Source organism: Maribacter sp., from assembly GCF_049667165.1.
GTDB lineage: Bacteria > Bacteroidota > Bacteroidia > Flavobacteriales > Flavobacteriaceae > Maribacter_A.
Genome location: NZ_JBATHS010000096.1, coordinates 1 through 14771, shown reverse-complemented (window position 1 = coordinate 14771; position 14771 = coordinate 1). Strand labels below are relative to the sequence as shown.

The following is a 14771-nucleotide window of genomic DNA, read 5'->3' as shown; positions in this document are numbered from 1 at the left end:
GAAAGGTATAGTTCTGGGCCATTGACATCGGTAATGACCCATGTATAAGTCAAGCCGTATTGGTCCTGCCCACCCGAAATGATGAGGTTACAGGCATCGGTAAACGTTGCCCCCCCGCTGGTTGCCGGAGAATCGCTCCAACAAGTAGTTCCATATTGGCCAAAACCAAGATCGGATGTAAGGTAAATGCCACCCCCTTGATCAGTCCATGTGACGGTCCCGGTCACGTCCCCACTCGGACAAGTACCTGTTATCGCCTGCAAATTGGAAGACACAAAAGAATGCGTGCCACCCAAACTCGAGGTACATGATACCGGATAATTGATGACTGTAGTAAAAAGCACCGTTGTTTGAATATTGGTTCCTGTACCACCTTTTACGCCATCAGGACTAACAATGTCGAGTATGGTGCCGTCGGGCATCGTAAACCGGGTCGTAATGGTCAGCACATCCCCAACCTGAAAGTCGGCACCACTATCAATTTCGGAAAATGCAGCGACCACGTCCGCTGCCGTTAGGCTAAAATCCTGGGGTAGGGTTACATTGCTAAACAAGACAGCATTATAAACAGGACCTGCAAATGTGGTATAAATACCCACAATGTCAGTTGATGCAGGATTCCCTTGGGCAACAGAAGCGTTGAATTCCAAGGTGATCGGCTCCCCGTTCTGTGCTTTTACGAGATCGATGAACGCTGGGGCACTTGTAGCTTTTACCATATTGGGTGCTGCACCTTCCGCTAAAGGAATCACCGAAGTTCCACCGTCATCATCGCACGAAACCGTAAAAGCTATGGTCGCTAGTATGAGTAGTATAGTTTTGATTTTTTTCATGATTTTTTTATTAATTGTCCCAAAATATTTTAACGGTCGTTGGATCTTTTTGTTCTGGTGCGTTTTGATTGAGGTTCAATTCCGGTTGAGGCCAAAAAAATGAATATTGAAAACCATTGTTAAGCACGGTTAAATTATCCAGCAAGGGCCAGCCATCGCCATTGTCCAATTGGTATTCAGGGGATGAACCATTGGGGTCTGCCAAAATAGGATACCCTGTTCTACGATAATCGTTGTATTGGTCCATTGAATCCCCGAAAGTGGCCACCCATTTTTGGGTCATGATCAATTCCAATCTTTTCTCATCGTTGGCGGCAGCGAATTCGCTGTCTATCCCATCCATAAAGGCAATAACTTCTGGGGATCCTACCAGTGTGGGAACCGATTGGGAAGTCCCTGATCCAGCAACCACTTGATCCACTTTTGCAAAACTTGCTTCCATGGCTTCCCTTAATTTGGCGCCTGCATCCCCGCTCATCAAGCCTACTTGAATAAGCTCTGCCTGAATATATAAGTACTCATCATAGGTTAGCATCCTCCTTGGAGCTACCCCTGTGCCACTGGCGATTGTTCGTGCAAATCCTTGTCCGTCATCATATCGACCCCCACAAGGGAAAATACCAGGGAAAGTAGCATCAGTTTGCACGGCATGATCTCGATCCGGACCAATACTTCCAAAACGAATACTAAAAAAACCAGTTGATGAATCCCAGTAATCGGCATTTGGATCTCCTGTTGAAGTATCCCCTTGGTCTCTGGGAAATTGACCGGGGGTCAATTGATTTGCCCAATAGTATGGAATCCTAGGGTCTTTGTTTCCTGTGTGGATGTTCGGGTTCATGCCCATTAAGATTTCATAGAACCAAGGGCTAATATATTTGGTCACCTGTGCCCCACCATAGGCATCGATAAAAAGTTGATTGCGCTCATCGGAGGGAGCTTGGGCAATAGTATGGGTAAATTGAAAATCGTCGGCAATCGAAGAAAGAAAATTATTTTCGGAAACCAAAGCGTTAAAATCGGCCTGATTGAAGAGCGAGGACAATCGTATTTGGTTGTACAATTTCAATCTATACGTATTGGCGAATTTAACCCATTGGGTAGCGGATCCCCCATAAAATAAATCATCAGCGGCAGGTAGGGACAGTCCTTGTCCGCCAACCACTTTTGCCTTTCCCGATTCCAGTAAATCCAAAACCGCTTGATATACCGCTTCCTGATTATCAAAAACCGGACTTACGGTGCCCCCTTCCAAAAGGGTTGCCTCTGAGAAAGGCACATCGCCCCAGAGGTCTACGGCGACCGACATGAGATAAGCTTTTAGAATCTCGGCGATACCGACATAAACCATATCCCCACTTTCCGTAGCTTGGGAAATCAATGTTTCAATATCGGTAAGGGTCAAATAAATCGTGTCCCAATCATTATTCAGGTTAATATTGTCTGCCTTTGTGCCATATTGATCTTGTTCTTCCCTTGCTGTAAATTGGTGGGTATAAACAGATAACATGTCCCCACTCCACAACCGAAAATCTACCGTGTTTGCTACGGCTATATCGATATTGGTCAATAATTGGCCCAAAGGAGCAGTGGTTGGACTGTCGGTATCCGTATCGACATCCAAGTATTTCTCGCAACTCATGAATGGGCCTGAGAGAAATAACCAAGCCAAGGTGTATGTTAAAAATCTTGAGTATTTTATATTTTTCATGCCTTTTTTATTAGAAAGTTATATTGAGTTTAAACCCATATCGTCTAGAAGTAGGGGCAGCTGCAATCTCGATGCCCTGTAATCTGGTGGAACCAAAACTGGTTACATCGGGGTCAAAATTTGTGTATTTTGGAACATTGGGGGCAAAGTACCAGAGGTTATTGCCCATGACACTAAAACTGACCTTGCCAAAAGGGGTTTTGTCCAACCACTTGGATGGAAAGTCATAGGTAAGGCTCATCTCCCGCAGGCGATAGACTGTGCCGTCATAAATAGCAGCTTCATCAACTGAATTTTGCGCAAAAGTATTTCCACCTGCAGGAGAGAAATACAGTTCATTCATATCAATTTGAGTTGTATTTGGGATTTGATTACCATTCCCGTCTAGGATTGGATTTCCATTATTATCCCCATAAAATCCTGGAATAATAAAAGTGCGTTCCCTATCCTCTGTATCTTTGGTGACACCTCTTCCAAGTAGGGATGCGATGCTTGTTGAACTAACATCCCCTCCTTCCTTCCAATCGAACTGTGCCCTAAATGCCAAATTTTTATAAGTGAAAGTATTAATTAGGCCAACCCTAAAATCAGGGTTTGGATCGCCGATCACACCATTTTCCAGATCTTGCACGATACCGCCTCCGGCCTGATTAATAAGATAGTTTCCATTCTCATCACGGGCAAAACGGGACCCAAAAAATACGCCAAAGGGCTCCCCAACTATCGCATGTGCAACTTCATTGGCATTGAACTGGATTCGTTCCAGACCTTCTACCAATTCGATAACCTCATTCTTGTTTTTTGTAAATGTGGTGAATGAAGTCCATTTAAAATTTTCGGTTTGTATGGGAACCAAGGTGAGTCCAACTTCAACCCCGGTGTTCTGTATTTCCCCAATATTGGTATTAAACGTGGCGAACCCACTTGACGAAGGAACACTAACAGGAGAAATCAGATCTGTCGTAGTCTTTTTGTACCAACTAAAATCAAGCACGATACGTCGTCTAAAAAACTCCAAATCAAGACCAGCCTCGATTTCATCCGTAAATTCAGGGGTAAGTTCCGTGTCCCCCAAGGCCGATCTATTCGCTATGATTGGTGCCCCTGAAAAGGCATTGCCCACAGCGAAAGTCCTGTTCAAAAATTCTGGATCGGCATCCCTACCTACAGATGCATAGCCAACCCTGATCTTGCCAAAAGTCAAAACATTGCTATCTAGGTTAAGGGCATCGGTGAATATAAAGGATGAGGATATAGATGGATAGAAATAACTATTGTTGTTTTTGGGAAGTGTAGAACTCCAGTCGTTCCTTCCTGTAGCCGTTAGGAACAGGAAATCCTTATATGAAAGACCAAGTTCTGCAAATACCCCGACATTTCTTTTTCTACTGAATCCGATACCATTGGTGGGAGTAGGGTTTACTAAAGTGACATTCAGGTTGTTTTCTACCGTAAAGATTCCTGGAGATATAAAGGTATTGGCCAAAATGGCATGGCGATCGGAGGTGCTTTGAAGCACGTTGCTACCCAAAATGGATGTAAAACCAATATCTTCCGTAAGATTATAATCAAAATTCACCAAAAAGGTAGATTCTATATCCTCGTTCGTAAAGTTATCGGTGGTAACCGCGCCCAAGCCGTTATTTGCCCGGGATCCAATATCCCTGATTTCTTTTCTATCCAAATTGTATTTGTTGACCCCAACACGTAACGATGTGGATATATGGTCGTCAAAATCATAGGATGCATTCACGTTCGCGACCGTTCTATTTGAGTTTGTGATGATCTGATCGTGTTTCCATGACCATAGCGGGTGATCCCAACCATTATTAGGAGTTACGGAGGCACCGGTTACCGGATGCTCAAAGGGTAAGGTCATATCCCAGACCCTTCCAAGCCATAAGGTTCTTGCAAAGGACGATGCGGATCCCGCAAACTGATTTTCGCCAAAGAAGCCGCCGACCTGTTTGGTGTCCGAGTAGCTGAGCGAAGCACCCACACTTATGCCGTTTTGAAGTTTGAAGGTGCCTCCGGCAGAAACCGAAGTCCTATCAAAAGTATTGTAGGGAATGTACCCTTCTTGGGTTAGGTCTGAGACGGTAACGCTAAAGCTTCCGTCCTCGCCACCATAGGCAAGATTGACCGAATTATCGAAGACCGAACCGGTCCTGAACAAGCTTTCCACATTGTTCGGTTTTGCCTCATAAGGAACGGTAGGTCCGAATTGATCGGGAAATGCATTCAACAAATTGGGCCAAGTGGGTATTGTTGCCAAGGAATCAAACCGTGGTCCCCATGAACCATTGGCATTGACATAACCGAAATTCACCCCGTTTCCATATGTATTTTGATATTCCGGTAAATTGGCGATCTTTTCAAAATAGGTACCGGAATTAAAAGTTACATTCAGTTTTTTGGCCGTATTGCGACCAGATCCAGACTTTGTCGTGATAACAATAACGCCGTCCGCAGCCCTTGAGCCGTACAAAGCGGCCGCAGCAGTACTTTTTAGCACATTCACTGAGGCAATATCGTTGGGGTCTAACGAGGATAAACCCGATTCGTAACCCCCTCCTCCAGTAGATTGACTGCTCGAAGGCGCCAAGTCAGCGGTGGTGGTCTGCGAATTATCATAGGCAATACCATCCACAATGATCAAGGGTTGGGAAGAGCTACCGAAAGATGTTGCACCCCTGATATTGATTTGATTGGATGCTCCTGCAACCCCGGTAGAAAAATTAACATTTACCCCTGGCACTTTGCCCGATAGGGATCGTACCAAATCAGGTTCGGAGTTTTCTATGATATCTTCCGATTCAACTTTGCTTACCGCATAGCCTAACTTTTTCGGATTCCTTTTTATACCAAATGCAGTGACCACAACCTCTTCCAATGCTTGTGTATCATCTTCCATTTGAATGTTTAGGACATTTGTGGCATCAACAGTTCTACGCGCGGTTTTTTGGCCTAAATAGGAAAATATCAAAACCTTGCCTTCGCTGGTCTGTATGGCATAGTTGCCATCAAAATCGGTTTGGGTGCCGTTTGTAGTACCATCAACCAGGATGTTCACTCCTGGTAGTGGAATGCCATTCTCATCGGTCACTAAACCTGTAACCGTTTTTTCTTGTGCATATGCCCACGATATACCAATAAGGAAGAGCATGATCACCCAATTACATTTTTTTTTCATCTGTTACTATTTATTTGAGTTAGAAGGTCAGATGCACGTTTTCATCTATTGACCATTATTTTTAAAAGATGTTCATGAAACTCTTATTAGACAATTCATAACTAGGTTGGTTTCAAAAATTTAAGGCGACCCAATCATCAGGCTTAATGTTTCAATTCAAAACAGGTACCCTGAAATTGATATGGTTTGATGTCGTACAAGGCGGGTTTCACCCAAATTTTTGGTGTAATTGTTTTAGAGTTGTGTTACCTATTCATTAGTCATTCGGTTCAAAGTAACATGCTCTTAACATAATTTTGGGAAACCCTTATAAACGTTTACTTTACCGATAAAAGCTTACTCCTTTTTTACCTATTGTGACCAATCACAGCCTATATCCTATTCCTTATGCGAACAACGTGTTCAGGAAGCAAGACAATTAGTGGTATGCATAATACGCTAAGGGAAACCAACCACGTGCTTGGAAGCACATAGGCGAGGGAAGTTTGCGATAGCTTTGTAAGCAGATGGGAAGTATAGTGGGGTCAGGGAATGTAAATTGCAGCCCTGAACAGATTTGATGACTAATTCAAATGATTACCCTAAAAATGAAAAGAAGAATTGTTTCAAGAGCATAACCCTCAGAGCTGCTTTTTACATGTTGATTGATGAATATCCAAATAAAGACCCTTTAGGTGGGATAGTGGGTAAGTCTTATAAACCTTTCCTTTACCGACAAAGGTTTACGACCTATTTACGCCTCTGCCTTGACGGAAATTCTTTGGTATTCGCTAGGGGTAACTTGGGTATATTCCTTGAAGGCTTTATTGAAGGTGACCTTATTATTGTAACCAACTTCATAGGCAATATCGATAATATTGAGGTTTCTTTGATAGTCTGTATCGAGAATTGACATCGCTTCCTGAATTCTGTATTTGTTGATCAATTTGTGGAAATTCATGTCAAAATGCTCATTGATTACTTGTGAAGCGTTATGTCTGGTGGTGTTCAGACGATCCGCTATGGTTTCCAGACTTATGTCATTCTCTTTGTAAATCTTCTCTTCATCGAATAAGAATTTCAACCGCTCTTTGAGTTCTGAGGATAAACTCTCGGTTAACCCCGATTTTTCATATTTAAGAAAAAATTGATTTTCATAAGAATAAAGTCCACTGAACACTTGTGGCTGAATATTTGCCGAATACCCTAGATACAAGACCATTAAGGCCATGGCGGATACTTGTGAATGGAAAATAAGATTGTGTCCTAAATTGTTCACGATCATAAAGCCATATAGTGAATAAGCCACTACGTACAGTATATGTATTCTATAGAGATTCCCATTCCAGATTTTATTCCCTTTGCCCAATTTATCCTGGTTTTTACTTTTTAAATAAAGTTTTCGAATAAAATAGCCGTAAACTATCAGGGATAAGAGTTTTAGGGCAACCAAGGTTGGCACATGCAGTAGTTTCGCTTCTTCGAACCCCCCATTGGCCCTTGTCAACATGGCAACCAACTTTTCCTCTGCGGGGAGCAAATAGATAGGCACCACATAAATCAATAGTAATATCGTGGGCACCAAATGGAGCAAATCGATTTTCTTAAAACGATATTGTTGGGTAATGCGCTTAAAATAGAAATATAGTAAAGGGCCATAAAGAAGTGAAAACGGCAGCGACATTCTATACATATGGGGGTATACGTATTCGTAATAAGAGATACTGACACATACATGGAAAATAAAAAAGGAGTGTATAAAGACGAAGCTACTTATAAGTATGCGTGCCAAAAAGTCGATTTTACGATTAAAATTTATAATGACTGAAATATAGAAGCCTATCATGGCGACATAGAGGTAGATAATGATCCAAAAATTCAATTTTGGAGCATACTTCATGGGGATATCAACTTTTGATGATGATTCATATGAGGTTGGCGTATTCCTGAAAACAGATACATGGGATTGCCATAAGGAGGGTAGGGATGACTTATGGACTTTATATAGGGCAATTTCTTTAAATACAGGAAAAAGCACCTTTGTATACAATGGCGATAGCAGATTATATTCCTTTAATAAGGCAATCCCCTTGGGGGATTCTGCAGCTAGGGCTTCTTTGATGGATTCCAAAACAATAGCACCATGTGGCAATATTACATGCTGTATTGTATTGTTTTCGGAGCCTACATGTTCTTTATAAACCTTGGAATGAAGGGGGTATAGTATTATAAAGAAGAGAAAGAATGTGATTAAGATTCCTATGTTCTTCATTTGATTGATGAATTAGCTTCATTTAAGATAATCAATTTTGGAGGCTCAAATCTTAATAAAATATTAAAATGGTAAATCCCGATAATATTTTACCCCAAGGGTTGAGGAAAGGAAAACGCAATAGATGGTAAGGTTTGCCCAAGAAGTGCGTTTGAAAAAGCCCGATTGTATCGTATAAAAAAAACCGGTGCTCCCACCGGTTTTAAACTAACTAACTCAAAAAATTTACTAACTCAAATAATTCTGTACAAAATAACTCAATTAACTATGGAATTTGGTTAATTAAAGTTTAGCAAAATGTTAAAACTACTCGTTATTAAAGTAACGGCGACAAACAATTTTTAGTATGGGTGTTGGTGATTTTTTTAAATTAATCTTGTAGGGTAAAGATTTTTCGCAATAAATCCGTGGTTCGAGAGGCAACTTTTGTTCGAATTTCCTTTTCTTCGACGGCAATCATTGTATAGACACCATCAAGGGCCTGGTTAGTGACATAATCGGTAAGGTCAGGATTCACTTTTTTCGTAAGGGGTAACCCATTGTATCTCGTAATCAGATTGTTCCAGATCTCATCGGCACCTACCTTTTGGAATGAATTTTTTATGACCGGATTGAATTTATCGTATAAGGCGGTATGGGTCGCATTCGTCAAGTATTGGGTGGCTGCGTCATCGTTGCCCATTAATATGTTTTTGGCATCACTGAATGTAATATTCCTTACGGCATCAATGAAAATCGGCGTGGCTTCACCAACGGCATCCTCAGCGGCCCTGTTCAAGACCTTGAGCCCTTCATCGGCCAAGCTTCCCAACCCAACATCCCTAAGGGTTTTATCAACTTTTTGCAACTCCTCGGGCAATAAGATCTTGACCAGGTCATTTTTATAAAAACCATCTGTCATAGTGAGTTTACTTACCTGCTTTTCAATACCCATGTTCAATGCTTCGCGCAGTCCCTGCGCTATTTCAAGATTACTGATGCCAGTGCCTTCTTGGGGTAATTGGTTGATGACTTGCTGCAATTCTCCACAAGCCATAAAACTAAGGGAGAGGAGTAGTATTAAGATCTTTTTTTTCATAGGGTTCGATTAATGTTTAATTGAAAATAAGGTGATGAATATTGGTGTTTTTTGGTTTCTGATCATGAAAAAATGACCGTCTTATTGTTATATACCATTGTTTTTCGTTTTACATGTAATTTCACCGCTCTTGAAAGCACGATTTTTTCGAGATCCCTCCCCTTTGCTATAAAATCCTGAATGGTATGGGCATGGGAAACCGTCGTAACATCCTGTTCTATGATAGGCCCGGCATCGAGTTCCTCGGTAACATAATGACTGGTAGCACCAATGATCTTCACGCCTCTTTCGAAAGCGGCATGGTAGGGTTTGGCCCCAGCGAAAGCCGGTAAGAAGGAATGGTGTATGTTAATGATCTTATTTGGGTATTCATCGATCAACGAGGCACTTACAATTTGCATGTACCTGGCCAATACGATAAAATCTATCTTGTGCGCTTTCAATAGTGTCAATTGTTGCTTTTCGGCATTTTGTTTTGACGTCTTGGAGAAGGGTATATGATGGAAAGGAATGTCGAATTGTTGGGCGATATGCTCCAATTCCCTATGATTGCTTATGATAAAGGGTATTTCGGCCTTTAGTTCGCCTGAGTGATACCGGCTCAATAGGTCATAGAGGCAATGGTTGTATTTAGAAACGAAGATGGCCATTCTTGGCAGTACACTATCCAGATGAAGGCTCCATTCCATGTGATACGGTTGGGACAAGGTGCTTGCAAATTCTCCTTTGAACTTTTCAAGGTCAAACGAACTGCTGTCAAAATCGCTTTCCAAACGCATAAAGAAGACGTCTGCCTCCTTATCCACATGTTGGTCCAGATAAATGATGTTCCCACCCTTTTTATGGATAAAACCTGTGACGGCGCTAATAATACCTGATTGGTCGGGACAATGGATGAGTATGGTAGTTTTCAAGCGAACGAATTTATGAAGTCCAAAATTAGAACTAAAAAAGCATCAAAATAGTATGAAAGTGTGGGTTTTTTAAAGTCGAGGTAGATTCTACCGGGCTAGGGCAATTAAATAGTGCCATTGTGGGGTAAGGAGCCTATCCATTTTTTGAATGCTTTTCTAAAACTCTTTATTTCTTGCCTAAGAAGGTTCACGTATTCTATTTCCTGTACCCCATCCCGTTCCAAACCTGTACAATACGCATTGATATTTTTGATCATGATGTTTATAAACGAAATATTTCTGTTTTTTTCATCATTCGATGATGAAAATTCGGTTTGGGCAATTTTTTGAGGGATTAGTATGGCATCGGTCAGCAGGGCGTCTGCGATGATATCCCTTAGGCTATGCGATGTATAAAGCTTGAGTAAATCTTTATTGAAAGTCACATACGCGGCTATGGCTCTGCTCATATCGCAAAGCTCCAAGGCCTTTCTATATACGGGTATGCTACCTAGATTTTTACTTGACATGCTTCCTCTAGCAATTTATTTAGTTTAAAGTTACGTTTGATTTTTTGATTGATCATTTTGAATTAAAGGTAAATACATATATTTACTTAATAATCAAAAAATAAATGTGGTGGGAACTTTCAATAATGTTATTGATGACCTAAATTGGCGTATACTGGGGTATCTGCAGGGGAATGCACGGGAATCCTTCGCCAGTATAGGGAGAAAAGTGGGGCTAACCCCACCTGCTGTGGCAGAGCGGGTAAAGAAGCTCGAGGATCTTGGCGTTATCATGGGATATAAGACGTTTCTGTCCCATACCTTAACAGGGCATCAATTGAAGGCCATTATTACGTTAAGGGCCTTTATGGGAAAATTGAAACCCTTTCTTGATGTTGTGAAAAATTTCGATGAGGTCATAAATTGTTATCGGGTGACGGGCAATGAGAATATTGTCATGGAGGTCGTACTCAAGGATCAATTTCATTTAGAGCATTTCATCGATAAATTGATCCAATACGGGGAAACAAGAACGCATATCATTCTTTCCGAGGTCGTATCAAATGCCCCAATTGCCAAGAAAAATATTGAAAAATAGGGTATTAGGCGAAACAAACTGCCCGCTATGTATTCATTCATTTAAACGTGGGTCGCAATATCGGAGATAATTATTAATTTAAATCCCCTAATTTGTATCTTTGGTAAGCCTCTTTGGCGAGATTTTTGATGAAATCATTGGTATGAAAAGAATCCTTTACCTCATTGTCTTCTTTACCTCATTTTTGACTTTTGCGCAACAAATGACCTTTAAGAAAGGGGTCGTGATAGATTCTCTTAAAGTCAATGATACCATTGTGGAGAGTTTCGCCCTCTACTTGCCAACAAAATTTGAGCTGTCAAAGCCATCGCCCGTGTTATTTATTTACGACATGCAGGGTAGGGGCGAAAAAGTAATTCGTATGTTTTTGACGGCGGCGGAAAAGAACCAATATGTGCTGGCGGCATCGAACAACGTTCATGATAGTCTCTCATTGAGTAAGAATGTTCTTGTATCAAAACGCTTGTTCCAAACGGTGTTTAACTTGTTCAATATTCAAAAAGGGAGGGTATATACCGGTGGTTTTAATGGGGGTGCACGACTGGCTTCGGTAATGCCTACCTTTATAAATCAGATCGACGGAGTCATCTCATGTGGGGCGGTCATAGCGAACACCGAGGTGCTATCAAGTCGAAACCCTTTTCATTTTATCGGTATTGTGGGGGTCGAGGATTTCAATTATCCCGCTATGCTTCAAATGAAAAATACGTTTGATCTATTGAAACTCCCGAATCAAACCTTGGTATTTGATGGCGGACACCAATGGCCCTCACAGGAATTGCTATCGCAAGCCTTGGAGTTGTTCGATCTAAAGGCCATGGAAAAAAAGGTTATACCCAGGGATACCGCTTTTATTATGGAAACGTATGCGAAAAACCTGAATTGGACCAATAAACTTCTGTCAGACAATAATTCGTTGGAAGCTTATCGCAAACTCACTGAGGTCCAAGAGATCTTTAAGCCATTGATAGACGTTGATTCGCTAAAGAATAGTCTAAAGACCTTGAAGCGAAGTACAGTGTATAAAAGCCAAAAACGAAATCAAAATTCGGTGTTGTTCAAGGAGGCTTTGATCAAGGATGATTATAACTATTATTTGGAAGAGGATGTGCTTACCTATAATTACAATAATTTGGGTTGGTGGAATTATCAAATGGATGAGCTCAAAAAGTATAAAAACAGCGCTATGGTCCATCAGCGGCAAATGGGGATACGCTTGGAGGCCTATTTGAATGCCCTAGTTGCCGATAACATTGATATGGTACGGATGAATTCTCCCGTTGATGAAGAGGCCTTGAATTTTCTTTGGATGCTAAAAACGATTACGGCTCCAAAGGATTATTCCGGTTATTTGAACGTGATCTCGCTGAATGCCAAGGTCGAGGATTTTGGAACAGCCCTGTTCTACCTTGAGGAATTGCTAAAAATCGGATATGACAATATCGATGAGCTTTATGCTCTGGACAATACGGCGTTATTGAGAATCACCCCTGAATTCAATGCCTTGGTCGACAAATATCTGAACAAAGCGCGTTACGATATTATTGAAGAATAAGATTGGGCACTTTTGTGATATCCCAATCAATTACCAACCCTTTGGCGATAGCCACAGATATCTCATTTGTTTTCTATTTGTGTTTTTAATAGCACATTTCTTAAAAGTAAAAGTAACAATATTCCCAAAATGCATACCTCTGAAATTGCGAACCAAGTTATTTCGTAACCGAAATGGGCAACACTCTGCATGCCCGAATTATGACCAAAAACATGTGCAATGGAGAAAGAAATGCTGTAAAGTGCCATATATTCGCCTTGGTTTCCTCTTTTTGAACGGTCCATGGCAAAAGCATTTGAAAAAGGAAACGCGATCATTTCACCTATGGTCATCAACAATATGCCTATGGTCAATACCCCGATCCATGTAGTTAAATTCAATATTAAAAAGCTCAGGGCGGTCAAACCGAGGCCGATTATAACATTCGAAATTTTGGACCAAGGCCTAGTTTCCATATACTTGATCAAGGGCATTTCAAAAACAAAGATGACAAAACCGTTTAATGCCAATAACATCCCAATTTGAAATTCACTCAATGAATGAATTTCGCTATAATATACAGGCATGGTAGAAAAGTACTGTACAAAGGCAAACCCAAATAAAACCATGGCTGCAATAAACAAAAGATATTGGGTGTCCCTATAGGCCGATTTCGGTGATTCATGCCGTACAGTATCCAATATTTTTGATTTTTTCGGATGTAGTATAAACAATAAAAGTGCTCCCGCAATCATGCATGTTAACCCATCGACCCAAAAAAGCCCCCCATAACCAAACGAGACTATGATTAGGCCTCCTAGCGCTGGTCCTGCTGAAAATCCCAAGTTGATGGCCAATCGAATCAAAGTAACAGAACGAGTACTGTTTTCTGGTTTACTGTAGGCATTCAATGCCACAAATACGGCTGGCCTAAAAGCATCGGCAATAACCATTAGCACGAATATACCAATGCAAATGGGCCAAAACCCCTCAAGGAATTGTACTGCGATAAATAGAAATCCTGTTGCGACAAGACTATTCAGCATTACTCTATAATATCCTATTTTATCGGTTAACCTGCCCCCAATCCATGTGCCTGCCAGTGACCCCAAACCAAAACTGGTCATAATACCGCCGACATTTTCCAAGCTAAACCCTAAGTTTTGGGTAAGGTATAAGGATAGAAAGGGAATGACCATAGTGCCGGCCCTGTTGACCAAAGTGATCAATGCAAGCCACCAAACTTCTTTGGAAAGCCCTTTAAAGGAAGCTATATAACTGATGTAAAGTTTTTTCATTGGTTGGTTGTCATAAAAAAAGCCCTGATGGTACCATCAGGGCTTTTTATGTATTTAATTTCTAATCGACATTCACACATAGGAGCACTGAATCCATTTAAATAGATACAGGGATACATACTTGGAAATCGAGTTTTGTCCCATAATTGATTCTGCTAGACAATAAAGCTAATTAAAAATGTGATATGTTGTATTTTTGGAAATAAATTATGTTATGATGAGTAGGACGCTTTTATGGGCATTGTTGCTCTTGGCTGTTTTGGGATGTAAGGAGGACAAAAGGTATCATGATGAAATCAAAATAGAAGCTGTAGGTGGGTCCGGCGCTGTTTTGAAAGACATACTTCTATTTCAGACCAGCATGAACGAAGAATTCAAAAATCCCAAAACCTCCCCTTTGGCCGATACCTATCGAAAGGATTTTGTAGGTCTGGATTTTTTTGAGCCGGATACAAACTATGTGGTCAGGGCGAAATTGGAGTTGACTCCGGAAGCCTTGCCTTTTTTAATGCCGACGACTACGGAAAGAAAATCGGAAGAGGTCGTTTATGGCATCGTCCATTTTCGACTGAATGGGAAAGAACATCAGTTAGAGGTGTACCAGAACAAGGAATTAATGCTTCAGGAAGAACATAAGGATTATCTCTTTCTCCCGTTTACAGATAATACCAATGGGGAGGAAACCTATGCCGGTGGAAGGTATATCGATTTGTCTATCCCTGAGGGGGATAGTTTGACCATTGATTTCAACAAAGCCTATAATCCCTATTGCGCTTATAATAAAAAATATTCCTGTCCTATCGTACCCAATGTAAATGCACTAAACATTAAGGTGTTGGCCGGCGTCAAGGATTTTAAGAAACACAAGGAATA

The 14771-nt window shown here is 41.1% G+C and carries 10 protein-coding genes and 1 pseudogene; 3 read left to right on the top strand and 8 right to left on the bottom strand.

The annotated features are described in order from the left end of the window. From WBM98_RS05445 to WBM98_RS05415, 7 genes and pseudogenes are all read right to left on the bottom strand, one after another. A pseudogene (locus WBM98_RS05445) lies at positions 1–833 on the bottom strand (hypothetical protein); the annotation flags it as partial. 10 nt (positions 834–843) lie between these two features. Next, a complete protein-coding gene (locus WBM98_RS05440; protein ID WP_424365017.1) occupies positions 844–2544 on the bottom strand; it encodes a SusD/RagB family nutrient-binding outer membrane lipoprotein in 1701 nt (566 codons plus the stop codon). Positions 2545–2554: 10 nt separating this feature from the next. Next, positions 2555–5737, bottom strand: coding sequence for a SusC/RagA family TonB-linked outer membrane protein (locus WBM98_RS05435; protein ID WP_424365016.1), 3183 nt, complete (start codon positions 5735–5737; stop codon positions 2555–2557). A 733-nt stretch (positions 5738–6470) separates the two neighbouring features. Then, positions 6471–7988, bottom strand: a complete 1518-nt coding sequence (locus WBM98_RS05430) for a helix-turn-helix domain-containing protein (protein ID WP_424365015.1) — start codon at positions 7986–7988, stop codon at positions 6471–6473. A 370-nt stretch (positions 7989–8358) separates the two neighbouring features. After that, positions 8359–9066: a DUF4197 domain-containing protein gene (locus tag WBM98_RS05425; protein ID WP_424365014.1), complete on the bottom strand. Its 708-nt coding sequence runs from the start codon at positions 9064–9066 to the stop codon at positions 8359–8361. A gap of 62 nt (positions 9067–9128) precedes the next feature. Continuing rightward, positions 9129–9980: a formyltetrahydrofolate deformylase gene (gene purU, locus WBM98_RS05420; RefSeq protein ID WP_424365013.1), complete on the bottom strand. Its 852-nt coding sequence runs from the start codon at positions 9978–9980 to the stop codon at positions 9129–9131. A gap of 104 nt (positions 9981–10084) precedes the next feature. Continuing rightward, entirely contained in the window at positions 10085–10489 is a 405-nt protein-coding gene (locus tag WBM98_RS05415) for a hypothetical protein (protein WP_424365012.1), read from the bottom strand. A 109-nt stretch (positions 10490–10598) separates the two neighbouring features. On the opposite strand from WBM98_RS05415, the gene WBM98_RS05410 reads away from it, so the two are divergent. Further along, positions 10599–11066, top strand: coding sequence for an Lrp/AsnC family transcriptional regulator (locus WBM98_RS05410; RefSeq protein ID WP_424365011.1), 468 nt, complete (start codon positions 10599–10601; stop codon positions 11064–11066). Between the two features lie 142 nt (positions 11067–11208). Then, entirely contained in the window at positions 11209–12621 is a 1413-nt protein-coding gene (locus WBM98_RS05405) for an alpha/beta hydrolase (protein WP_424365010.1), read from the top strand. Positions 12622–12683: 62 nt separating this feature from the next. On the opposite strand, the gene WBM98_RS05400 is transcribed toward WBM98_RS05405, so the two are convergent. Next, complete coding sequence (locus WBM98_RS05400; RefSeq protein WP_424365009.1) at positions 12684–13898, bottom strand: MDR family MFS transporter; 1215 nt, start codon at positions 13896–13898, stop codon at positions 12684–12686. 217 nt (positions 13899–14115) lie between these two features. Between WBM98_RS05400 and WBM98_RS05395 the strand changes: the two genes are divergently transcribed. Beyond that, positions 14116–14771, top strand: a 656-nt coding sequence (locus WBM98_RS05395; RefSeq protein WP_424365008.1) for a DUF1684 domain-containing protein, incomplete at its 3' end; no start/stop codon positions are given.

Coding starts and splice junctions, on each gene's coding strand:
- WBM98_RS05400 (WP_424365009.1), bottom strand. CDS start 13,898: ATGAAAAAACTTTACATCAGTTATATAGCTTCCTTTAAAGGGCTTTCC.
- WBM98_RS05415 (WP_424365012.1), bottom strand. CDS start 10,489: ATGTCAAGTAAAAATCTAGGTAGCATACCCGTATATAGAAAGGCCTTG.
- WBM98_RS05425 (WP_424365014.1), bottom strand. CDS start 9,066: ATGAAAAAAAAGATCTTAATACTACTCCTCTCCCTTAGTTTTATGGCT.
- WBM98_RS05405 (WP_424365010.1), top strand. CDS start 11,209: ATGAAAAGAATCCTTTACCTCATTGTCTTCTTTACCTCATTTTTGACT.
- WBM98_RS05430 (WP_424365015.1), bottom strand. CDS start 7,988: ATGAAGAACATAGGAATCTTAATCACATTCTTTCTCTTCTTTATAATA.
- WBM98_RS05440 (WP_424365017.1), bottom strand. CDS start 2,544: ATGAAAAATATAAAATACTCAAGATTTTTAACATACACCTTGGCTTGG.
- WBM98_RS05435 (WP_424365016.1), bottom strand. CDS start 5,737: ATGAAAAAAAAATGTAATTGGGTGATCATGCTCTTCCTTATTGGTATA.